The organism is Bacillus cereus group sp. BfR-BA-01380 (assembly GCF_022663535.1).
Classification (GTDB): Bacteria; Bacillota; Bacilli; order Bacillales; family Bacillaceae_G; genus Bacillus_A; species Bacillus_A cereus_BB.
Window position 1 is genome coordinate 1 of sequence record NZ_JAKUFS010000032.1, and the last position, 25124, is coordinate 25124.

Genomic DNA, 25124 nt, shown 5'->3' on the forward strand with positions numbered 1-25124 from the left:
ACAAAAATATAGAAAGAAAGGCGGCTTTTCGTTCAAAATTGAACAAAAAGCCGCCTTTCTTGTTTTACATATGTTTTATGAGATGAAAAACTTAAGTTTTTCAGTGGCCTCTACATAAAGGGGATGTTAATATTAATATTTATTTTGCTTCTTTATACATAGCTTCTACTTGTTTCTGAAGCTCTTCGTTTTCTAAATACTCATCATATGTCGTTTGTTTATCAACTAAACCGTTCGGTGTTACTTCAATAATACGGTTTGCGATTGTTTCAACAAACTGATGGTCATGTGATGTGAATAAAATTGTTCCTTTAAATGCCATTAAACCATTGTTTAATGCTGTAATAGACTCAAGGTCTAAGTGGTTCGTTGGATCATCAAATGTTATTACGTTTGCACCGCTTAACATCATTTTAGAAAGCATACAACGTACTTTTTCTCCTCCAGAAAGAACAGAAACGTTTTTCTTTACTTCTTCACCAGAGAACAGCATACGACCTAAGAATCCGCGTAAGAAGCTTTCAGACTCATCTTGTGGCGAGAATTGACGTAACCATTCAATTAAGTTCATCTCGCTATTATCGAAGTACTCAGAGTTATCTCTTGGGAAGTACGCCTGAGATGTTGTAACGCCCCATTTAAATGAACCGCTATCTGGCTCCATCTCACCTGCTAAAATTTTAAATAAAGTTGTAATTGCAATTTCATTACGTCCAACGAATGCAATTTTATCACCTTTATTAACAGTGAAGTACACGTTATCTAATACTTTCTCACCATCAATTGTTTTAGAAAGACCTTCCACTGATAATAAATCATTCCCTACTTCACGCTCTGGTGTAAAACCAACGAACGGATAACGACGAGAAGATGGTTTAATATCATCTAATGTAATTTTATCTAATAATTTCTTACGAGAAGTTGCTTGCTTCGCTTTTGAAGCGTTCGAGCTGAAACGCGCAATAAAGTTTTGTAACTCTTTTACTTTCTCTTCTTTTTTCTTATTCGCATCTTGTGTTAATTTTAATGCTAATTGGCTAGATTCATACCAGAAATCATAGTTACCAACATAAAGTTGAATTTTACCAAAATCAAGATCCGCCATATGCGTACATACTTTATTTAAGAAGTGACGGTCATGGGATACAACGATAACTGTATTTTCAAAGTTCATTAAGAAGTTTTCTAACCATTGAATTGCTTTTAAGTCTAAATGGTTCGTAGGCTCATCTAGTAATAAAATATCCGGTTGACCAAATAGTGCTTGTGCAAGTAATACTTTTACTTTCTCTGCCCCTGTTAACTCAGACATTTTTTTCGCATGAAGGTCTTCACCGATGCCTAGTCCTTTTAAAAGAATTGCAGCTTCTGATTCTGCTTCCCAACCGTTTAACTCAGCAAATTCACCTTCTAGCTCAGCTGCGCGCATACCATCTTCATCACTGAAATCTTCTTTCATGTAAATCGCATTCTTCTCTTGCATTACTGCATAAAGACGTGTATGTCCCATAATAACTGTTTCTAATACTGGGAATTCTTCATACTCAAAGTGGTTCTGTTTTAAAACAGCTAAACGCTCACCTGGTGTAATATGAACATCTCCTGTTGATGGATCAATTTCACCAGATAAAATTTTTAAGAATGTAGATTTACCAGCACCATTTGCTCCGATTAAACCGTAACAATTGCCTGGTGTAAATTTTATGTTAACATCTTCAAAAAGCTTACGATCTGCAAAACGTAAACTTACGTTACTTACTGTAATCATTTAGTTCCTCCTAGTAATACCGCTGTTTTCAGCGGTTTCTCACACGTTAATTCAAAAAGACAGATTACGATTCACGTATTTTAAACTGTATTCACATTATACAGTAGTAAATATAGGAAAGACAATAGATTATGTTAAACGCTTGATTTTACTGAATTATTAGCGAACTTTTTACAACAATCACTAAATTCTATATCGATAGTTTACTACTCGCGTATTTTCTGGGTATATTAAAGTTATAATATAGCGGTTTTTTCTAATTTTACAAAAATATAGAAGAGATGATGGAGGCATTTAATCTATGAGCGATGTTATACAGATTCTTCAAGAAAGAGTAACATTACTTCAAAACGCTAAAAAAATTGAAGAATTATCAAAAGGATACTCACCAGATAAAAAATATGTAGCTCATTTTGATAATGAGAAATTATTATTACGAATAGGTGATATACAGGGCTATAAAAAGAAGAAAACAGAGTTCCAAATATTAAAAAATATGAAAAATCTCGGAGTTATATCTCCTCAGCCTATTGATATAGGTATGATTGAAGAGTTCAACTCCTGCTATAATATATACTCTTTTATAGATGGCGTAGACGCAAAAGACATAATACACACGCTAACAAAGGAAGATCAATATAACATTGGAATGGAAGCAGGAATACAACTATCTAGGATGCATTCGTATGAAGCTCCTCCAACAATTAATACCTGGTATGACCGCGCGATGGAAAAGCATTATAGATACCTAAATGCTTACAAAGCTTGTGGTATAAGGATTAAAAATGATGAAAAAATTATGGATTTCATTGAGGAAAATAAACAGCATATAAAAAAACGTCCGAATCGATTTCAACATGATGATTTTCATCTAGAAAATATTATTGTGAAAGATAAAAAATTTGCTGGTGTCATTGATTTTAATAATTTTGATTGGGGAGATCCACTTCATGACTTTGTAAAAGTAGCTTTATTTCAAAGAGAACGAAGTGTCCCGTTTTCAATCGGACAAATTGATGGATATTTTAATAAAGATGTTCCTGAAGATTTTTGGATACTTTATTCTATCTATTCTGGAATGGTTATCTTCTCATCAGTTGTATGGTCCTTACGTTTTGCGCCTAAACAATTAGAAGAAATGATAGGTCGATTATACGTTATACTGGAAGACCACAAAAATTTTGAAATTCTAAAACCTACATGGTACGAATCAAGTAGTTATTTAAGCCATACATCAGTTAGCTCAATAACATACAAATAATGTTGTTGGGCTAGATAAGGTCATTTGTAGTAAAAAAGGAGCGGCCCTTTTAAAGGCAGTTTTACTTTACGTTTATCTCCTCATTCCCTCGAAAATCGTGTATTCCATCAAACAATGGCCAAAGCGCATTATCTACGATATTCCGATATTAATGCTTTACACTTCGCCAATTGTCTCATTCTCTCGTCCCCCTTTCCCCTCTACTTCGCTATGTGTGAAATTTTAACAATCAGATATTAATGAATTGTAAATACATTATAAATTTCCCATTAATATTAAAAGATGATGATACACTATTTTTATAATTGAATTGACTTTTGGACCTTAAAAAACATCTTTACAACACAAATTTTCTATTTATATCAATATAAAAATTTATACTAATATGGTAATTTATATTCAGGTAGAACATCAGCAGGAATGGACATTAGGTTGGTTCTTATTAATGATAAAATCATAACTGTTTATCCAATGTATTGAAGAATGTGAGGTACCAAAAATGAAATATAACTATACTATAACAAAAAATGAAGGTCTAGATTCTTTAAAAATAGAATTACCAAAAGGACTAGAAATTGTGGCAACATTTTTAGAAAACGATATACAAGGTATTCCAATTAAATGGTGGTTGCAAGAGATTGATGAAGTATTAAATAACTTAAAAGAATATAATGAATTTCAAGGTACATTATGTGCAGTTCAGATAAAAAAGGATGAGACCATAATTGCCGATTTATATTCTATCCACGACCCTAATATATGTAAAATAGAAACAACCGAATTAAGAAAATTAATTGAAGTTTGGGGACAAGCACAAAAAGTTTATAAAGATAACAACTAAAAAAATTAGTTTCTATGAAGAAATTCATATTAAGATGGAATATATTTTGAAGGATTAGAAATAACACCATTGGAATGGCTTGAACAAACAGTCGTAACGTTAAAACAATCTAGTAAAAAGAGACCGCCCGTAATAGGCGATCTTTTCTTCGTATACTTTTCGCTTACTTTAATATAAGGAAGTATAATAAAAATGAAATATCAATATAGTTTTGAAGTACTTAACAATAGAAAATTAGTTATGAGACTACCCCAAGAAATTAAACTTGTTGAAACTTTTTTAGGGGTTGAAGTATCTGTTTTTGGAGATTGGATTTTAGAAGAAATACATAGTGTTTTAAACGGAGAAATGGATTACGGAAAAGTCAATGGTAATATTTGCGGCTTAGAAATTCGAAGAGATACAACTACTGTCCTAGACAATTTAGCTGAAGATGGTAAGGGTGAATTTTGCGAGATAGAAACAGTTGAATTAGTACATTTAATTCATATTTGGCTAAAAAAGCGAAATGAATTTAGAAAAGAAAAAACACAGGATTAAAATAATAAATATAGCTGACTCCTATATGAGGTCAGCTGTATTTATTATTTCACATACCACCTACTATCTATAGCACGCCTTTCAAATTTATTCTTTACCTCCCGTTACTTTAAACTTTATAGTTACTTTTCCGAGACTTTTATCAGCGAAATTAAGTACGTATATACGAAGTAGTACCAATATATTTAAACGCATCCTAAAGCATAAAATTTAACAGAAATGCTAACGAGTTAGACCCGTAGTTTTAAATTCGAAAAACCTAAGGAGAAAAAATGATATAAAAACTCCATCGTATAAACCATTATATATTTTAGTTTATGTCGTAATATCTGTATCTATTATAGGGTTAATGATTACTCCATCCAACAATCCGTGGGAAAAAATTGTTGGATGGAGTAATCATTCTTTTGGGAACAGGTTTAATATGTTTTCTTAAATTTGGACGGTGGGCGCAAAAGAAACTTTATGATAAATTTACAAAAAAACGGGATTAACATAAGACTGGAGAAATTAAAATATGCGTACAATAAATAGAATTTTGTCCTTTACTGTATGTATTATATTTATGTTGTTAATCGGTACTTCTTCTACTATGCGCTTAGAAGACAAGCTTTTACTTAATTGATAAGTAATTTTGTACATAAGTTAAAAATAACCCGACTCATATCATATTGAGTCGGGTTTGTTGTCACTTTACACTCACATATTTCTCACTATCCGTAATGTAAAACAAGATTATATTCGATAATAAGAGGTAATACATATATCCGGTTTCACGCCCGGCTCCTACATAATCGCGCCGAGCTGATCGCACAACTCACCGATTGTACCTACATTATTAGCTTCGAAAGTAGCATTTCTCCGTAATTTATATACTACACCTCTAAATTAATTAGCTTTAAAATTATAAATAGGTTTTATAATACGTTTGATATCAACTGTGTCTTTAGTATTTGCTACAATTTCAGCCATTGGTTTATATACCATTGGTGCTTCATCTAAAGTACTTTCGGCAACAGAAGTCGTCCAAACATCAGTCATTGTATTCTGAAAGTCTTCTAAGTTAAGTACTTCTTTCGCTTTCTTTCGGCTCATAATACGACCCGCTCCATGTGGTCCAGAGAAGTTCCAATCAGGATTCCCTTTACCGAATGCGATAATTGAACCATCTCTCATATTGATGGGAATGATTACTCGTTCATCTTTTTGAGCGGAAATGGCTCCTTTTCGGAGAATCATATTTTCCATGTCTATATAGTTATGGATTGTAGTAAATTGATCAGTTACTTCCCAATCCATTCTAGTGACAATTTCATCAATCATCGCTTTACGGTTTAATTCAGCATACTTTTGCGCAATCTTCATATCATTCATGTAATCTTTGAATCCTTGACCTTCTAAATAAGCTAGTTCTTTGCGAACATTCGGCTTTTTAACTTCTCGTAAGGCTTCATGTATTTCTTTTTGTCTACCCTCTTTTGTTAATCGTTCAATGATTTCGTCTTTAACAGATTTAACATTCATAAGTTGCTCATATGCGAAGTTTTGATAGTACTCTGCTACTTGTTTTCCTAAGTTACGGGAACCGCTATGAATGACAATGTATACATTTCCCTTATCATCCTCATTAAGTTCAATAAAATGATTTCCTCCTCCAAGGGTACCAATACTCTTTTGAGCACGTTGTAATGTAAATGGTGCTCTCACGCCGTCAAAATGAATCATTTTTGAAAATCTATGTTCTTTATCTCGGATACTGAAGCCGCTTGGAACGTATTTTCGAATCGTGTCATCTAATTGATCAAAGTTAATCTCTTCTTTTTTCTTATTAATTACAACGACTTCCATACCACAACCAATATCACACTTAACCCCCAGTTTCTTGAGGAGTGGACTATACCTTCTCTACGGTCATCGAGATATGCAGTCTCTACCGCAGGCTCACCGTATTAATTATTCCTCTTCTATCCAATAGTGAAGTCTATGACAGTTTGAACAAAACAGGTCGCTCTTCTTACTCATTTTCTATCACTCCTTATACATTAATAGTTTCTTACTATTAATGTGACTCAACCATCGTCTATTCTGCGTTTCAGAGCAAAAGGATGAGGAATAATTCTGTATCCCAGTCTGCCAACCTGATACAAGTCTCTGAACCATTCGATCATGTCACCATGACCACTGGCTGCTGATTACCCTCGACTTTACGTTAGGGTTCCCAGTCAATTGAGTGAGTAGTTTAAAGTCTGAGCCGATTAGTTAACCCCGACTAAGTTCGGTACGATTTTATCTTGAATTGTCATTGTTGTTCCAATCGTACACCCAGCTCCGGCATGTGTATCTGGCATAATACGAATCTTACTGTCTTTGACGAACTCCTGGTTACAAAGGTCAATAATTTGCCCCATAGCACTCTCTTCAACATGATTAGTAAATACTTTTGCTTCATTGTATTTTCCTTGTAAATTCAACATCTCTCATTCCCCTTTTCTACAAGATAATGATTTTGTTTAGTTTTTTTCTTGCTGCTGTAATGTATTGGCATCCCAAACATCCAACATTACATAAACTTTTTTCATACTGCACCTCCATTAAATATTAAAATATAGTATTTGTTTTCTGATTATTGTAATATTTTATTAGGAAGTTTAATTAAAATATTACAATAAGGGATTGATTATATGAAAATATCCAGAAACCCAAAAGAAATTCATTCACCAGTAGCTCCTTATGTACACCAAATTGAAGTAAATGGACCTAATAGATGGTTAACATTATCTGGACAATTAGGTATGAGTGTAGATGGAACCGTACCTGAAGATCCAGTAGAACAAATGCAACTAGCACTAGACAATATCCGAAAAAATCTTGAATCCGCTAACATGGATGTCCAAGATTTGACAAAGCTAGTTTTTTATTTAGTTGAAGAAATTGATTCTGATAAAAGAAAGGAAGTAATAAGTGACTTTCTCAGTGGTCACCTTCCTTGTACGACAATGATTTATGTAGTCGCATTAGCTGCACCTATCTTTAAAATCGAGATTGACGCTTGGGCATGCAAGGAAATAGGATAATCCAAATTTTTCAAAATAAAGAGTGATATAAGCAATGTAGGATCAACTTCTCTATGTAGATTTCTATCCTGTAGCCCTTCACGTAGTCGCATTCGTTTGTTTATTCCCCTATTTTCGGCACAAGTCGTTTTTATTTTTCTCAATACGATACGTATAGACCTCTACTGACAAAAATGTTAATATGTGGTTACCCTATTCTTCTGACCTAATATTATTAGGTCTTTTTTTTATGAATTACCTCTTATTATTTCATTATTTAATGTTTGGTTTACGCTATGCATCAATTCTCCCATTACTGCGTATGCTCATGTCTCTCCCCTTGACTACTACTGTTTTTCAGCGTTTTCTTATCAATTGCCTTAAGAGTCACCGTTTACGACTCACTTATTTTAAACTCTTGCTATTCTATAGTAGAACTTGAATAAATAGTAACGATAGATTCATTTTCCGCAAGAAAATCAAATCGCTTTCTGCAACAATTTCCCTGTCTTTCTCTCATAAGGTTCAACTAACCATCAGTGTATCCCCCACTGATGGTTAGTTGAACCAATCGGGCTCTTACGGGCAGTTATCCCTCACCTATCTCCTTCACTTTCTCTGAATCTTGAGGTGAGGGGTCTTACTGCCCGTTAGTGCGGGATAAATTTTGCTTCAATATCCTATACATGAAATGTCGTCTAAATACAATTCTCTTCCTACAAATATATATTCCTATTCTAAAAGAAACTCAGGAAGCATAACTTTTTGTTCAAAACGCGTAGACAATACCATCAAAATTGTCGGGCGGCCATACTTATTACATGAATCACTAAAAGTCTCTAGTGATTCTGGAGAGCTTGTCGCCACTTTTAGCAAGTAATTATATTGGCCGCTAATTCTGTATAAATCGATGACATGCGGTGATTGTCTACAAAACTCAACAAATTGATTGCAGTTGTTTGCTTGAAAAAGAATAAATGCAGTTGTATCCTTTCCTAACTTTTTCCGTGATACAATAGCTCGATAATTCTCGATAATCCCCTTATCTTCTAACTTTCGGACTCTTTCTTTAACAGCTGGCTGAGTCATATTTACCTCTTTTCCCAATTCCACCATTGACATACGACCGTTATTTTGTAGTAACTCTAATATTTTTGAATCAATTTGATCCATATGCAACTCCCCTTTATTTTTTTAAACACAATCCACTAATTTAACAATAAAAAGAAAGTAATCTTACTGAAACAACTTATTAATCGTATGTAAATTATACATTATTTCCCATAAAATATCAGTATTAATTAAAAAGTGATAAAAGGAGATGTTCATGTATGAGCTATCAAAACAATCGAAATGGTTCCAATGTTTTAAAGTTTCAGCGCAAAACTTCCAATTATAAAGCTTGGAAAAATGAATTTATTTATAAGTATTCTCCTCTATTTTCATATAAAAAACTTTTCAAAAAATTTTTTCGTATCTTTTCCACAAAAACAAAATAATAGCTAAAATTATCGATGACAAAGAAAACTATTACAAGTAAACAATTAACGGATCTTTACGCCACTAAAGAGTCAGTTATTAAATATAAAATGACTCTCTTACTTTTGTTTATCTAGCTTTTGAGTATCGAAGTTTTATAAATTATTGATAAAATGGAATTGTTATGTATTGAGTCATATACAAAGTGGAGGGGGTTTGTTATGGAGAGTCAAAATGAGCTTCAGATATATAAATTTTGTAAAGAAGATATACCTAAACTTATTGCTCTTTCAGCTTCAATTGGCTGGGATTATGATGAGAATGAAATCAATACAATTATGTCAGTAGGTACTATATATGGACATAAAACAAATCAAGGTGAAATTATTTCAAGTGCAGCCCTTATTCCTTATGGAAATAACTTAGCTTCTATCGGAATGGTAATAGTTAATGAAAATTACAGAGGGTATGGATTAGGTAAGAAGCTTACGCAAGCTTGTATTAATGCAGTATCTAATAAAATTACAATTATGTTAGTTGCAACTAAAGAAGGCTATCCTCTCTATGAAAAAATAGGATTTCAATCCGTTACTTGCATACATAAATTATTAAATGATAATAATCATTCCTTTTACCCTATCGAAAAAAATCATGATTACGACATACTTCCACTAACTGATAGTCATTTTACTGATGTATGTGAGTTAGATCGACGTGCAGTTGGAGCAGATAGAAAATTGTTTCTTAAATCTAGAATGAAACAGGCTAAACAAGGAGTAGTAGTTAGAGCAAAGACTGGAGATGTAATTGGCTATGGATTAAGCATACAGGGACCAATTCATTTAGTTCTTGGTCCCATAGTAGCACGTAATCATGATGTAGCAACTCATATCATTCATCACCTTGCCACAGGCTACAAAGGAAAACTTAGAATAGATGTACCTGATGGACAAAGTTCATTTGTAACCTATTTAGAGCAATGTGGATTTAAAAAAGTAAACCAACCACCAGTAATGATTAAAAACGCAATTACATTACCGAGAAGAAATCATACACTTTATAGTCTTGCTTCTCAAGCTTTCGGTTGAAAAATCTAGCTTTTCAAAATAACTACATCCTAATTTCTCAGTTTTATAAGCGAGGAATTAGGATTTCCTTAACATTGTAAATTCGTATTTTTTGTTTGAAATAACACAAAAGACAATCCTGCCGAAATACAGATGAGTACAGCACCAAACATATACACCATTCTAATCCCTAAATATTCAGCTATAATTCCAACTATAAAAATAGAAACACTTGAAACCGTTGACAATAAAACATTACGAGATGCATATACTTTCGGAAGTAATGACACATCTATGTTTATTTGAAATGCGGTTTGCTGTGCTACATCCCGTATTTGATATGCCGGTCCCATGGCAATACAGAGTATAAGCGATAAGATAGGAATACTACTAAGCCCATATAACAAAGTAAGAATGCTAAATAAAAAAGAGCCTGCTGCCATGCTGAGTATAAGATTTTTTTGAATCTTTTTTGCTAGATATATCGTTATAATTCCTCCTACAATTGTACCGATATAATAACTAGCATTAATGTACCCCCACCATTGTTCTCCTTTGTGAAGTATTTCTTTTACATAAACCAATGTAATCGCTCCAACCCATATTTGACCTGCAATCCCCTCAATTACATCCATTAATGTAACGAATCGCAGAGTTGAGTTATTCCAAAGGTGAATCCAACCTTCCTTCATAAGAGTCCATTTAGATGCATCTTGATTTCCTGCTATTTGATTGTAAAGAGAGCGAATTGCTATGTATAAACAAACAATCGAAATCCATAACAAAACAGCCGTTATTAGTAAAGTAGGAGTATATCCTATTTTTACGACAAAAAATCCTGTTAGCGTATAGCCGCCAATTTGTACCGCTTGATTGGAAATGCTTAACAAGCTATTAACTTTTACAAGCTCTTCTTTTAAAACAATTTGGGGAACGATAGAATTTAATAAGGGACTACCCCATCCTTCTACGAAAGAAAGTATCAATATGAAAAAGAATAAAATATAAATATGAGAAGTTAAAAATGTAAACCCTAATAATAATAAAGTAATCAAAATGGCCTTAGTAATTTGCAAGTTTACAAGTGCTTTTGACATAGAAATATTTTGCAGAACTAGCGGCGCTGCTAATCCGGCTATTAATCTTGTAAGAGCCTTTAAAAAAGGAAATAAAGAAGCGAATAATACAGATTCCGTTTTCTGATAAATGTAAGTCGTAATGACCATGATATATACGACATCAGCTAACGAGATGCTTGTTTGAGCTATCCAGAACGAATAAAATCTATAATTTCCCATTGCCACCTCCAGATAATAAATATAATTTAATTAAAATTATCATAAAATAAATATTATTTAAAAGAAATTGAAATTGAGTATTTAATACATAAATTTCGCGAATATTCAAAAGACAAACCTAAGATGTGAGTACTTTGCAATCCTAACTACATTTCACCTGCACATTTCAAACAAACAAAAGAATATACTAATGCAACACGACCAATTGGAGTGAACTTATTATGAACCTCTTTCCAACAAGGGTTGTTGCCGGTATTTCTGTAACACCCCCCGCCATCCACGTTGCCGCTATCCATTCAGCAAGTCCCGTTGTAGGAGTGGTAACACCTTTCATATCACCACATCCACAAGTCAGCTATTATTACCATCACATTCCTACAATATATAGAATATATTGATAAACTGTTTAATTTTTTAGAACATAAAAAGCACTACTTTTACATAGCGCTTTTTATGTTCTTTATCTATTCTATATATTTAAAAGAAATCATAAAAAAATGGCTGCTCGGAAGGAATTAAGTTTTCAAATTGTTTTATGTCATTTTCCGTCCCAGAAATGACACCAATTTGATATAATTCCCACGGACTTTTATAGCCGAAAAGTGCTGTAGACAGTGCGTTAATATTTAATTGTACACCTTTTCCTTTCAATGCTACAGCTTCTTCTTTGCTTACCATAACTGCTTCTTTATCTCGTAAAGCTACTGTTTGATTATTCCAATGTGCAAATGAATCAGAAATATGTAAAATAACCTCTTCTTCGTTATTTTCCCAAGCAAATGGATACTGTTTAATAAAACGCTCAACATCAACGATTCTAACCATAAAGTAAGGCTTTATTTCCGCTTTAATACGCGGCTCTTGCAGTGAAAACAGCAATGGCTCTTTTTCATGAACGATCATCTCAAGTTCTTGAATCATGGAGTCATGCTGACAGATGAAATTCCATAAACCTGTTCTAGCTTCACTGTTTAATGGTACAAATTCTTCTACTTTCATCTTAGAGCTCTCTATTTTATACAAAATATAGCCCATTGGCTCATCTGCTCGATTATAATAAACAGCTGCATTTAGGTCACCATAAACAAAATTTAACCAAATATCTCGCTCTCGAACTAACATCCCGGAATATTTCTTCGCAAATTGCTCATATACGATTTCAATCTCTTTCAAATGAGAGTCCTTCTTACATCGTTTGATACTTCCTGATACATATTCTTTCATGATTAAATCCGCTTTTGTTAATGAACATACAAGACGATTCACAAACAGTTCCCATCCATACTTTCTGTAAAATGAAACAGAAAATGGGTGTAGCATAGAAACGCTATAACCGTCTTGTCTCATCGTCTCTAAAACATATTTTAATAGTTTTTTTACATAACCGTTTCGTCTAAATTCTGGGTATGTAGCCACGCCTGCAATTCCACCCATTTTGAACTTTTCTTCCCCTAAAAATATTTCAAACGGGATAAGGTGTAATTTTGCGGCAAGTTCTTTTTCTTCTAATATCCCAAATATTTGATGATACTTTTTCATAAGCTGAAGACGTTTTTCAATTTGATCTTCTGCTACCTTGTATTGAAAGGCATATTCAGATAGTCGAATTGCCTCCCGGTATTGTTCTTCTACTAATTGAATTACTTCCATACTCCGTTCCCCCTCCAGCGTATTCATAATTGCACAGTGAATAACCCCTCCTTATCCACCTTACGGTATGATTGAAGAAAGGGGCTTCCTGTTTCATAGACCGTCGCATAGTGGGGTGTCCCACTGCGTCTTACACAGTCTCCACAGGCGTAGATTATACTGTTCGGACATAACCCTGCCCTACAGTTTGTAGAATTTAGTTTATGGCAAGCAATTCTTCTAATCCTTTTTGTAAGATGTTCCGGCTCGCGTTATAGTCTCTATCCAATACCGTCCCGCACTTTGTACAAATGTGAGTACGAATAGATAGAGACTTCTTCACACGATTTCCACAAACAGAACAGTCTTGTGAAGTATACTTTGGTTCTACTTTGATGAGTGCACCACCATGATTTTCACATTTGTAAGCAAGCATGTTTCGAAACATTCCCCATCCCGCATCAGAAATAGACTTCGATAACTTTCTATTTTTAACCATGTTACGAATGTTCAAACTTTCTACAACGATAACGGAATACTCTTTCGCTAGATTGTAACTGAGTTTATGAAGAAAATCTCTGCGTTGGTTCGCTACTTTTTCATGTAGCTTACGAACACGCTCGGCCTGTTTTCTAAAGTTAGCAGACCCCTTTTTCTTCTTAGAAAGTTTCCTCTGTGCTTTCTGTAGTTGTTTTTCTTTTTCACGGAGAAATCTAGGGTTTTCATATTCTAAACCATTAGAAAGAACGGCATACTTATGTAATCCCACGTCAATTCCTATCGCACGATTGGTATCGATATCAGATGGTACCACTTGTCTTTCGACACTGAAAATAGCGTACCATCTTTTCCCTTGACGTTTGAGGATTAGTTGCTTGATTGTTCCTTCGAGTGGTCTATGAAGTAGGATCTCTATTTCTCCCAATTTTTTATTGTATAACTTATAGTTATCAGAAAAAGACATCGCATAACGATGCTTTCCGTTTGGTTTGAATCCAAATTGAGGAAACGTCATACTATTATACTCTTTATACTTTTTCTGTTTTGGATACTTTGCATCTTTACGAAAGAAATGATCAAACGCTTTTTTCAGACGTGCAAAAACTTCTTGCAGCGGTTGAGAGGGCATTTCTTTTAGAAAAGGATACGTCTTCTTGTCCAATGTAAGTTGTCTTTGCATATCATAACGATCGTAATTTTCTTTGTTTTTCTTATATTTCCGTTCTTTGTCTAGCAAGGCAGAGTTGTAGGTTTGACGACAATATTGTAGCCAACGGTTTAACACTTCTTTTTGTGCTTCTGTTGGAAAGATTTCATATTTTTGATTCAACAACATTGTCATCACCTCTCATTCGTTATGTCCTTGTGTTTCGATATATTGTTTTAGAACTTTTAATGGTGCACCGCTTACAGTCAGCAAATAATAACTTTGAGACCCAAAGCATTCTTTACATACATTCTATCTGATTGGAGGAAATTCCTTTTTCATTCCTTTGGCTTAGGCCAACCAAAAGAATTCTCCTCCCTACTCATTGGGCTTCACCCTTCTCATTCCTTGAGGAAGGGGAATTCTTTTGGAAATATGTTAAAATATAACACAATAATCAGAAAATACAAAATTCACAAACGAAAAACCCGATATATATCAATCTATCGGGTTTCTAACTTCAATTTCTCAATTTCTTTAAAAAAGCCTGGATACGATACGCCAACAGCTTCCGCATCCTGGATCAGCGTCTCTCCATTCGCAATACATCCAGCAATTGCTAGCATCATTCCGATTCGATGATCACCATGACTATTTACGGTATTTCCCTTCAATGGTGTTTTCCCATAAATAATCATCCCATCATCTGTCGCTTCTATACGTGCCCCTAGTTTTGTTAGTTCTTCTACCACTGTATCAATTCGATTCGTTTCCTTTACCTTCAGCTCATGTGCATCTTTAATAATCGTAATCCCTTCTGCTTGCGTTGCTGCAAGAGCGATAATTGGAATTTCATCAATTAATCTTGGAATCATATCGCCGCCAATTTCAATTCCCTTTAAATTTGATGTTTCAATTGTAAGATTAGCAGCAGGTTCTGCAACATCTTTATCGTATTGTTCAATTGCTAATTTTGCCCCCATTTTTATAAGAACATCGATAATTCCCGTTCTTGTTGGATTGATTCCAACGTTTTGTAATGTAAGCTTACTATTTGGAGTAATCGCTCCGCCTACTAAAAAAAATGCAGCCGATGAAATATCTCCTGGCACATGAATGTTCGGTCCTGTTAGCTGTTGTCCGCCTTCTATTGAAACTTTTGTTCCATCTCGCTTCACTTGGACGCCAAATGCTTGAAGCATTCGCTCTGTATGATCCCTTGATACATGAGGTTCTGTAACACTTGTTACACCCCGTGCTCCTAGACCTGCTAATAAAATAGCCGATTTTACTTGCGCACTTGCAACAGGCGAAACATAATCAATTGCTTGAAGATTACCTCCTCGTATCGTTAGCGGTGTATATGTTCCGTCTTCTCTTCCATCAATTGCCACACCCATTAGGCTGAGCGGTTTTGTAACACGTTTCATTGGTCGTTTTCCAATAGAATGATCACCTTGCAAACAAAAATGAAGGTTCGTATTCGCTAATATTCCAAGTAATAAACGAATCGTTGTACCGGAATTCCCAACATCAAGTACGTGCTCCGTTTCTTGTAAACCTTCCATTCCTGTTCCAATTACTTCTACTTCATCTCCGTCTTGCGTGATCGATACTCCCATCTCACGAAAACAAGAGATCGTGCTTAAACAATCTGCTCCTGGTAAAAAGCCCTTAATCGTTGTTTTTCCGTGGGCGATTGCACCAAACATGACAGAACGATGCGAAATTGATTTATCACCTGGAATGACGATTGTTCCTTGCAACCCTGCTATGGCTGCCTGTACAGTTTTCATATTTACGGCACCTTCTTTCCTTTATATATTTTCATACGTTTGATACTGTTCGTGCTGTAAAGATTGCGTTGCTTTCATACGATCTTCTTCTGTTTGAAAACTAATACGTAACACCCCGAGTAATCCTTCACGTGCTTCTAGTATTTGTAAGTTTGTAATACTAATCTCGTGCCTTGCCAGTATGCTTGTAATATGCGCTAACGCACCGACTTTATCTAAAACATCAACGTATAAATCATGATAAGCGGGAATTGCCCCACTTTTGCGGACAGGCATAGAATCACGATATTCTTTCGCCTTTGTGAAGTATGTGTGTAATACTTCGGCATCTCCTTCTGCAACTGTATGCTGCAGTTTCTTCATTTCTGTAATCCATTCCTCTAATAGTTGTAATAAATGAGAACGGTTTTGTCTTACAATATCACTCCACATTTTCGGGCTGCTAGAAGCGATGCGGGTAATGTCTTTAAAACCACCAGCTGCCAGCATATGAATTAACGGGTTATCTCCGGCATGTTTCTCTACTTGCCTAACTAACCCTGCCGCAATTAAATGAGGAAAATGGCTGATAACACCTGTTACATAATCATGTTCCTCTGTATGTAACACAAGAAAATGCGAACGTGTTCCTTTTAACCAATCTTTTAATTGTTCAACTTTCTCTGTCTGAACATGACGCATCGGTGTTAAAATGTAGTATGCATTTTCAAATAAATGCGCCTTTGCACTTTCTACTCCCGTTTTATGAGATCCCGCCATCGGATGCCCGCCAATAAATGTAACACCGTTTGTCAGTAACATGTCTGCTTCTTTCATAATTGTGCCTTTTGTACTTCCAACATCCGTCACAATGACATCTTCACGTAATTGGTACGAAGCAAGCTTTTTTAGTAACTTCGTTGTTTCTTCAACAGGAGATGCAAAAATAATCAAATGCGCTTCTTCACAAATTGTCTGTAAATTCACGCCCGCCTCATCGATTACGTTCAATCGTTTTGCGCGTTCCACTTGCTCACTTTGAATGTCATAACCAGTAATGATTACATTGTGTTCTCGCTTTATTGCTAAAGCAAGTGAACCACCAATTAATCCTGTTCCTATTAATACAACTTTTTTACACATGTGCCTCATCTCGAGACCTACTATTATGAAAGTGTTGTTTTAACACGGCTATCACTCCTTCATTTTGTTCACTCGTACCGATTGTAATGCGAACACCATTTAAAAATGGACGAACGATATATCCAGCATGTGCACAAAGTTCGTAAATTTCCTCGGCATTATCTAACGGTAAAAAAATAAAGTTCGTCTGAGATGAATAAAATGGAACATCATTTTCTTTACAAAGGCTTTCATATTGCTGCAAGCCTTCACGGTTTGCACGAATTGTCTTTTGCAAAAATGATTCATCATTCCATCCAAGTACCGCAGCTTTTTGTGCAAGTGATGACACATTAAACGGAAGACGAACAATATTTAATTTCTCAATGATTGTTTCATTTCCAATTGCATAACCAACTCGAAATGCTGCTAATCCGTATGCCTTTGAAAATGTTCTTAATATGAGTAGGTTCCTATATTCTTTCAAAAGTGAAATTGTATTTGGAAAGTCAGTCGCGGTGACATATTCATAATACGCTTCATCAATTACAACTAATGTTTCGTTATAAACTTGCTTCATAAATTCACGTAATTTTCGGTCATTCACATATGTGCCTGTTGGATTATTCGGATTACAAATCCAAACAATCTTTGTTTTCTCATTCATGACTGCCGCAATTTCATCTAAGTTATAGACTCCATTTTGAAGCGGAACTTCCTTGACCTCACACCCTTCAATTACTGCGTGATGGCGGTATTGCGGAAATGTTTCTCCAGCCGTCACAATATTATCACCTTGGCAAAGCATTGTTCGGCTAATAATTTGAATGACTTCATCAAGACCGCTTCCACATAAAATTTCTTCTTTTTTAACATGCAATTTCTCCGCAATCGTTTGACGAAGTTCTTCTGCTCCCCCGTCCGGGTATAAAGCATGTTCATTCCACTCTTTTCGTAATCCTTCCATCACACGAGGTGAACAACCAAACGGATTTTCATTTGAAGCTAATTTTGCAAATGAATGGACACCATAATCTTCTGCCATTTGTTTTGCTGATTTACCTGGTTTATAGGGATGCAGCGCCCGTAATTGTTCTTTTACTTTCATGAAAATCCTCCTTTTTAAAATTCTTTCGCGTACTCTTTATGCTGAGCGATATTTTGCTTAATAAGATCCATACGATCTTGCCCAAATTGTTCTACTAATGCAGTTGTCAACTCCCAAGCGACAACTGCTTCTGCCACTACACTTGCTGCTGGTACTGCACAGCTATCTGAACGTTCAATACTTGCTTGAAACACTTCCTTCGTATCAATATCTACACTTTCCAGTGGTTTATATAATGTAGGAATTGGTTTCATAACACCTCTAATAACAATCGGCATTCCTGTTGTCATTCCGCCTTCTAATCCACCAGCGTTATTTGTTTTTCGTGTGTAACCCGTATCTTCATCCCACAAAATCTCATCATGCACAGCACTTCCTGGTTGCCCTGCTGCCCCAAAACCAATGCCGATTTCAGCACCTTTAAAGGCATTAATACTCATGATAGCTGCTGCTAACTTTGCATCTAATTTCCGGTCATAATGAACGTAACTACCAACACCAATCGGCATTCCTTCCGCAATCACTTCAACGATACCACCAATAGAATCTCCGCTACTTTTCGCTGCATCAATCGCTTCCATCATCGCTTGCTCTGCTTCTTGATCTAAGCAGCGAACAGGCGAATGTTCTGAAATCATTTGCATCTCTGCTAATGATTTGTCTAGAACTTGCTTCGCTTTTACACCACCAATTTCAAGGACATGCCCCGCAATATTTACTCCTAACTCTGTTAAAATCTTTTTCGCAACAGCTCCCGCGGCTACTCTCACAGTTGTCTCCCTTGCAGAAGAACGTTCTAATACATTGCGTATATCACGATGACCATACTTAATTGCTCCATTTAAATCAGCATGCCCTGGACGTGGTTTTGTAATCGTTCGTTTCATTTCTTTACTTTCTTGCTCAGAAATCGGCTGTGCACCCATTACGTTTGTCCAATGTTTGAAATCATCATTTTTCACAACCAATGTAATCGGTGAACCTAGAGTATACCCATGTCGCACACCGCTTACAATTTCCACAGTATCTGTTTCAATTTGCATACGCCTTCCGCGGCCATAGCCCTTTTGGCGTCTTAATAACTCTATATTTATATCTTCTGCAGTTAAAGAAAGACCTGCAGGAACACCTTCCAAAATAACCGTCAACTGCGGACCATGTGATTCTCCTGCTGTTATATATCTCATTTCTATTTCCCCTTTACGATTTTATATAAAAAACCCCTACTGATTCCGTTCAGTAGGGGCGACAATAATCGCGGTACCACCCTAGTTATAGACAAATATGTCTACCTCTCTTTATTGTTAACGATCATATTGACCGTCTTTCCCTTCATAAAAACTTCCGTCTTTACTACGAAAAAGATGCTCCAGGGGTGTAATTCACATATATCTTTGTACTGATTTCCACCAACCATCAGCTCTCTGTAACAAGAAAATACATGCTACTGCTTCCCTATCAATGCAATGATTATTTCATTATGATAACTTATTTCTAAACCCTTTTAACTCTTCCATGAATGCATGGAACTGCGGAATATCCATTTGCTGTGCTGAATCTGATAAAGCAACTGCTGGGTCTGGATGCACTTCTGCCATAACAGCATCTGCACCGATCGCTAATGCTGCTTTCGCAGTTGGTAAAAGTAAATCTTTTCGTCCTGTTGAATGCGTTACATCTACAACAACCGGTAAATGTGTTTCTTTCTTTAAAATTGGTACTGCGGAAATATCAAGTGTATTACGCGTTGCTCTTTCATATGTGCGAATGCCACGTTCACATAGAATAATCTGATCATTCCCTTGTGCAATAATGTATTCTGCTGCATTCACAAATTCATCAATTGTCGCTGCTAAACCACGTTTCAGTAATACTGGTTTATTCACTTTTCCAACCGCTCTTAATAAATCGAAGTTTTGCATATTACGAGCGCCTACTTGAATGACATCAACGTAATCAAGTGCCATTTCTACATCATTAGGATTTAAGATTTCACTAATAATCGCTAAATCAAATTCGTCTGCAACTTGACGTAAAATTTGCAGCCCTTCTGCCCCCAATCCTTGGAAATCATACGGAGATGTTCTCGGTTTGAACGCACCGCCGCGCATTAATTTGATTCCTTGTTCTTTCATCGCTTGAGCAACTTGGCGAACTTGATCTAAACTTTCAACTGCACACGGCCCCATAATGAACGTTTGCACGCCGCTTCCTAACAATTCACCCTTTACATCAACAATCGTATTTTCTTGTTTCTTTTTACGTGAAACTAATAATGCTTTACGATTATCATCTTCTTGCAGTTCTAAACTAGCTTTAAAAATTGTTTTGAAAATATGTTGTATTGTAGATGTTTCAAATGGCCCTTCGTTATGCTGTGCAAGCATATCAAGTACTTCACGCTCACGAACAGGATCGAAGCGTTTCGTACCATGCAATTTCTTTTGTTGTCCGATTTCTTGCACAATCTTTGCACGCTCATTTAATAAGTGCAGAAGTTGTAAGTTAATCTCATCCACCTGTTTACGTAATTGTTCTAAATCATGATTTCCCATTAAAAATTCCTCCTTATATCTTTTTGAGATTATATAATAAGGGATTGAAAATTCCCTATTTTCTGAACTCAATACTTATAACAAAATATAGTTGATAACGATTTCTCATATGAAATATATGAAAAAATCCCTACTGATCCAATCAGTAGGGACGATCATTATCGCGGTACCACCCTAGTTGTAGACACATTTGTCTACCTCTCTTTATTGTTAACGATCATTTTGACCGTCTTTCCCTTCATAAAGACATCTGTCTTTACTACGAAAAAGATGCTCCAGGATTGTAATTCATGCTTGTTTATGTACTGGTTCACACCAACCACCAGCTCTCTGTTACAGGGAAACAACCACTACTCTCTTTCCTATCATCACGCTTATTATTTTATTATCATCTAGGTCCGCATATATGCAAAAAACCCCTACTGATCCAATCAGTAGGGACGATTATTATCGCGGTACCACCCTAGTTGTAGACATATTTGTCTACCTCTTTTCATTGTTAACGATCATATTGACCGTCTTTCCCTTCATAAAGACATCTGCCTTTACTACGAAAAAGATGCTCCAGGACTGTAATTCACGTTTATCTTTGTACTGATTTCCACCAACCATCAGCTCTCTATAACAGGGAGATAAACACTACTCTGTTCCCTTCAATGCTTTGTTTTTATTAAGTATGATTTGTATTATAAAATGTCATTTCAAAATATGTCAACACTTTTTCATTATTTTTTATATTTTCATTCTCACTGCATCATATGTTTCAAAATAGCAAGTGTGAATCATTTGCATTTCGATTAATCATTCCAATGCGCATCATCTCATTTTGAATACGCTCAAATAACGTATTTTCAAGCTGTGTCTCATCAAACAATCGCCGGAGATGAATCACTTCATTTTCAATACAATCTGCATCATTTATTTTTGTTAATAAAACGAAAAATAATGTTGCATATACTTTAGGACTTTGATGAATCAGCTCGCTTTTTCCCAACAGCTGTTTGAATAAACACTTCAATGCTTGTTTTTCTTCTTGCAGTGAAGATATAGAAAAATATGATAAAACAGTTTCAATTCCTTTTTCAGCAATACCATCCATGTATAACACAAATTGCAAAAAAATAATATATTCTTTCTCTGCTATTATACTCATTTTAGGACGTTCTACTAAAAATTCTGCAAGCCAGTCTTGCCAAAATTTTTGTTGTTCTTTTATGCTCAAAGTTTTTACATAATACGATACATTTTCTACAAACTTTACTTTCTCTATCTCTTCTCCATGTATAAAAAGAGTGTGCAACCAATCTATTGGTTCATCCCAATATAAAATACACTTTAAAAAGACGAGACTTAGCCATTTCATAAATACTTCTTGTGTTTGTTTATTCAGCAAATGTAAATGCCGAACAGCAAAAGCAATATATTTCTTTGTTTGTATAAATAAAGGCAAATTAATTTGCGTATTTACAAACCCTGCCCATGCATATTTTGTTTCCTCTTCATTTTTCTGCAAATCTAAATAAGGAATCATATGTTTTCTACACCAATGCTTCTCGATATGATAGAGAAATGTTAAATCAGCTGTTAGCCTTGCAATCATAATATTTACGTAGTATGATTGTTTCCGCATTTGCTCTTCAAATACATACAAATAAGCATGTATATTTCGATCATATAAATGTTCATATGCAAGAAGTTTTAATAAAACTGCTGTTATTTTCCCTGCTGGATGCAAAGCAGCCTCATTATAGTAATCCGTTTGCTCTTTCCCTCTTCCTTGCTCTCCTTTCATAACATGGGGAAACAATGAAAAAGCAAGCTGTTTTACTGCCCGAATTGTATCTTCTTGAAATTCCTCTAGCTGATTACTCTTTTCATACAGAAAACTACTAATGAGCCAATGATAAGTAGCATGTCTGACAAATTGATGCAGCAATGGTAAAAGCTCTTGTATTTGCTTACCTGTTAATTGTCGATTATTGCGCCACTCTCTCATTAATACAAACCATACTTCTTTATTCACTTCTTTATATCTAAATAATTGATACGCAAGAGAAATACTCCATTGCACATTTGTTTTACAAGCCTTTGAAAGCATTTCTAAAAAATGATGTTTCTCAAACAATCCTTCTTGTGAATATTGAAGAACTTGCTTTATCATTTCTTCCTCTTTCATATCTAATAAACCATCTGTTGTTAAATTGCATGTAATTGGTTGTAATATCCGCTCTTCTTGTAAATCTGGAAACTGCCTCGATAAAAAATGAGGGAATTTCTGCTTCATCAATTCATATGTTTGTTTCGTAAGTTCATTAGTTGGATCGCACATATATAGCCAATCGATTAAGTTACAAGCCACATAACACGTCTTTTCTTCAAACTGTTTCACTATGGTTGTCAGCACTTTTTGTTTCGCATGTTCAGATGCATGCTCATAATGATTCTTTAACAGTTGAAACACTTCATGCTTGCAAGAGTCTTCAGTAAGCAATTGATGTTGTAACAACCATTCTATTTTTTCATTTTGCGTTCGGAAAACAGTATGGTTCATACTATGCACTGCAATTCGCTTTTGCAGAGTATTCCCAAATTCAATCATAAAAGAAATATAAAAATTTGCTTTATCCTCATAATGAGAACAAACATAGTCCATACAATCTCTCACAATATTAATTAAAAAAGAAAATTCACGCGGTTGGCTATCTTGCTCATGCGGTTCAATTGCACTTCGTGATTCACTAACTGAATCATGGATCTGAAGCGCCTGTTGTTTTAGCGTTAATCTCTGTAGTTTTTCTAATCCAATCTGTAAAATTGGGATCGAAAAATAAGAAAGATGCGGCTTTATTTTTACTTCCCATATGTGCTGCATCTTTGAAATGGTTGTAGCTGACAGATAGTTCGTTTCTGCTAACTCTACAACATCTTGCCTATCTTGTTCCCATTGCCGAAGTCGCTTCAATTTTAGTTTTCCATCTAATATACAAGTTAGTAAAAGAACCATAATTTCTTTATGCTCCGGGTACGTACATTTATGAAACAAAAAAGGCAAACTTTCCATAAAAAATTCATTTCTTTTCGCCTTTTCTAACAATAATAAAAGCCACTTCGCAAACGAAACGATATGTATTGGTTGTTCCATATCTACCAAAAATGTACATATCGTATTCCAAAACAAGGCAGATATTTCCGTATTATTTTTATACATTAACTGAAATAATTCATTTTGGTGGCTTACTAAAAAATGATCAATAATCCACTGTGCAAGCAACTGATCTTTCTCGGAAGTCTCAGCCTCCTCCGAAAATAAATTCCGCAATTGTCCTTCTTTTTCTAACCATTCCACCCATTCGTAGTCTCTTGCAAACTCTACAAAATAACGAAGTGTCTCAATCTTTTTTACAGATTGCTTAATGTAAGACAGTTGTTCCTGTTCTAAAGATGGCGGAACCGCTACGATATCACGAATACGTGTTCTTTTTGTAATATAATTATCTCCCATTAGCTCTGCCCATCGCTGCACTGCTTTTGCTAATGATTGATGATTTTGCGTCTTATTCGGATACACAATGGGCTTAATCCCTAAATGCTCCCAATGATATGTATTATCTCCCCCCGCAACAAAAGCATATCGCCTCGTACTTGGTGGTAATCCAGTTGCTAAATATTTCATAACAGGGTCATTATGACTATATCCAATAAACAAAACTGTATAATTAGAAAATAAATCAATTAAAAATCGTCTAGCCCATCCCTCCGTTAAGTAAGCCCTTCCAAAATCACCATCTGTCAAAATTAAATTTTCTTCTTCTTGTTCCACATTACCATGAATATATGCCAACCCCTTAAAAGCTCTTCCCGTTGGAAGCGCCGGAGCATAATATATATTTACTTTACGTTTTGACTCCTCAAGTACCGCCGTGAAATGCTGATCAAAATTTGTAGTTACAATCCGAACATTCTCATCAGCAGCGAATAATTGTAAAATAGAATAATGCAATGGATTTGGCTTTGAATATGCTACGTGAACAAGATTCTTCGCAACTTGATGAACATCTTTCGCTTTCGCAATTTTTCCAAGATAATAATCGTGCGGTTCATTTTCCTCACGTTTGTCTACATATAGAGCATTCGCAATATCATCCACTAAATCATCAAAATTTGGTAAGTTTGAATTGCCTTTCATAGATACTCCAGCTCCAACAAATAAAACCAGTTTCCCTTGTTCGAGTTTATCAAATAGTTCATCTGGAATTTCTACCTCTGAAGTAATCCACACTCCGATCCCCCCTTACCTAAAAATGTTAATTTTCTCTTTCTAATATAACATTTTCTTTGTATTTTTTTAAGATTCAGACAAGTAAAAGGTAATAAATTTTTTAACCTTCTTTAAAAAAAACACCTTGCAAGTTGCAATTTTAAATTCCCATGAATAAAGTCCCTTTTTTCATTCAAACTAAATAGAAAAAGAGAGGTTCAAA

The 25124-nt window shown here is 35.0% G+C and carries 17 protein-coding genes, 2 pseudogenes and 3 other annotated features; of the genes and pseudogenes, 6 read left to right on the forward strand and 13 right to left on the reverse strand.

Annotation, left to right across the window (positions count from 1 at the left end; genetic code table 11):
* Nucleotides 1-139 precede the first annotated feature (139 nt).
* On the reverse strand, nt 140-1768 hold the full coding sequence (locus MR076_RS22030; RefSeq protein ID WP_242224165.1) for an ABC-F family ATP-binding cassette domain-containing protein: 1629 nt from the start codon (nt 1766-1768) through the stop codon (nt 140-142).
* A 301-nt stretch (nt 1769-2069) separates the two neighbouring features.
* On the opposite strand from MR076_RS22030, the gene MR076_RS22035 reads away from it, so the two are divergent.
* The 4 genes and pseudogenes from MR076_RS22035 (at nt 2070) to MR076_RS26620 (ending at nt 4904) form a co-directional block, all read left to right on the forward strand.
* On the forward strand, nt 2070-3029 hold the full coding sequence (locus tag MR076_RS22035) for an aminoglycoside phosphotransferase family protein (protein WP_242224167.1): 960 nt from the start codon (nt 2070-2072) through the stop codon (nt 3027-3029).
* A 499-nt stretch (nt 3030-3528) separates the two neighbouring features.
* Complete coding sequence (locus MR076_RS22040) at nt 3529-3870, forward strand: hypothetical protein (RefSeq protein WP_242224169.1); 342 nt, start codon at nt 3529-3531, stop codon at nt 3868-3870.
* 192 nt (nt 3871-4062) lie between these two features.
* A complete protein-coding gene (locus tag MR076_RS22045) occupies nt 4063-4410 on the forward strand; it encodes a hypothetical protein (RefSeq protein WP_242224171.1) in 348 nt (115 codons plus the stop codon).
* A 277-nt stretch (nt 4411-4687) separates the two neighbouring features.
* Nucleotides 4688-4904 (forward strand): annotated as a pseudogene (locus tag MR076_RS26620) (hypothetical protein).
* Between the two features lie 394 nt (nt 4905-5298).
* Here the strand turns inward: MR076_RS26620 and MR076_RS22050 are convergent.
* On the reverse strand, nt 5299-6258 hold the full coding sequence (locus MR076_RS22050; RefSeq protein WP_242224172.1) for an RtcB family protein: 960 nt from the start codon (nt 6256-6258) through the stop codon (nt 5299-5301).
* Between the two features lie 410 nt (nt 6259-6668).
* Nucleotides 6669-6884, reverse strand: a pseudogene (locus tag MR076_RS22055) (RtcB family protein); the annotation flags it as partial.
* Nucleotides 6885-7091: 207 nt separating this feature from the next.
* On the opposite strand from MR076_RS22055, the gene MR076_RS22060 reads away from it, so the two are divergent.
* Nucleotides 7092-7484 (forward strand): RidA family protein, encoded by a 393-nt coding sequence (locus tag MR076_RS22060; protein ID WP_242224176.1) that lies wholly within the window; start codon nt 7092-7094, stop codon nt 7482-7484.
* Between the two features lie 711 nt (nt 7485-8195).
* Here MR076_RS22060 and MR076_RS22065 read toward each other — a convergent pair.
* A complete protein-coding gene (locus MR076_RS22065) occupies nt 8196-8636 on the reverse strand; it encodes an Lrp/AsnC family transcriptional regulator (RefSeq protein ID WP_242224178.1) in 441 nt (146 codons plus the stop codon).
* A gap of 527 nt (nt 8637-9163) precedes the next feature.
* On the opposite strand from MR076_RS22065, the gene MR076_RS22070 reads away from it, so the two are divergent.
* A complete protein-coding gene (locus tag MR076_RS22070; protein ID WP_242224180.1) occupies nt 9164-10030 on the forward strand; it encodes a GNAT family N-acetyltransferase in 867 nt (288 codons plus the stop codon).
* A 68-nt stretch (nt 10031-10098) separates the two neighbouring features.
* On the opposite strand, the gene MR076_RS22075 is transcribed toward MR076_RS22070, so the two are convergent.
* From MR076_RS22075 to MR076_RS22115, 9 genes are all read right to left on the reverse strand, one after another.
* Nucleotides 10099-11307, reverse strand: a complete 1209-nt coding sequence (locus MR076_RS22075) for an MFS transporter (protein WP_242224182.1) — start codon at nt 11305-11307, stop codon at nt 10099-10101.
* 477 nt (nt 11308-11784) lie between these two features.
* The gene (locus MR076_RS22080; protein WP_242224184.1) at nt 11785-12957 is read right to left on the reverse strand and encodes a GNAT family N-acetyltransferase; all 1173 of its coding nucleotides are present in this window, start codon (nt 12955-12957) and stop codon (nt 11785-11787) included.
* A 196-nt stretch (nt 12958-13153) separates the two neighbouring features.
* Nucleotides 13154-14278 (reverse strand): RNA-guided endonuclease InsQ/TnpB family protein, encoded by a 1125-nt coding sequence (locus MR076_RS22085; protein WP_242224185.1) that lies wholly within the window; start codon nt 14276-14278, stop codon nt 13154-13156.
* Nucleotides 14279-14586: 308 nt separating this feature from the next.
* Nucleotides 14587-15879: a 3-phosphoshikimate 1-carboxyvinyltransferase gene (gene aroA / locus MR076_RS22090; protein WP_242224187.1), complete on the reverse strand. Its 1293-nt coding sequence runs from the start codon at nt 15877-15879 to the stop codon at nt 14587-14589.
* Nucleotides 15880-15900: 21 nt separating this feature from the next.
* Nucleotides 15901-17001 (reverse strand): prephenate dehydrogenase, encoded by a 1101-nt coding sequence (locus tag MR076_RS22095; RefSeq protein WP_242224228.1) that lies wholly within the window; start codon nt 16999-17001, stop codon nt 15901-15903.
* Entirely contained in the window at nt 16994-18088 is a 1095-nt protein-coding gene (gene hisC / locus MR076_RS22100) for a histidinol-phosphate transaminase (RefSeq protein WP_242224189.1), read from the reverse strand. The genes MR076_RS22095 and hisC overlap by 8 nt, the downstream gene beginning before the upstream one ends.
* Nucleotides 18089-18102: 14 nt before the next feature.
* Nucleotides 18103-19275: a chorismate synthase gene (aroC, locus tag MR076_RS22105; RefSeq protein WP_242224191.1), complete on the reverse strand. Its 1173-nt coding sequence runs from the start codon at nt 19273-19275 to the stop codon at nt 18103-18105.
* Between the two features lie 51 nt (nt 19276-19326).
* Nucleotides 19327-19559, reverse strand: a binding site (T-box leader).
* A gap of 7 nt (nt 19560-19566) precedes the next feature.
* Nucleotides 19567-20643: a bifunctional 3-deoxy-7-phosphoheptulonate synthase/chorismate mutase gene (locus MR076_RS22110; RefSeq protein ID WP_242224193.1), complete on the reverse strand. Its 1077-nt coding sequence runs from the start codon at nt 20641-20643 to the stop codon at nt 19567-19569.
* Between the two features lie 144 nt (nt 20644-20787).
* Nucleotides 20788-21021 (reverse strand) — a binding site (T-box leader).
* A 55-nt stretch (nt 21022-21076) separates the two neighbouring features.
* Nucleotides 21077-21309 (reverse strand) — a binding site (T-box leader).
* Nucleotides 21310-21406: 97 nt separating this feature from the next.
* Entirely contained in the window at nt 21407-24922 is a 3516-nt protein-coding gene (locus MR076_RS22115) for a DUF4020 domain-containing protein (RefSeq protein WP_242224194.1), read from the reverse strand.
* Between the last annotated feature and the right edge of the window lie 202 nt (nt 24923-25124).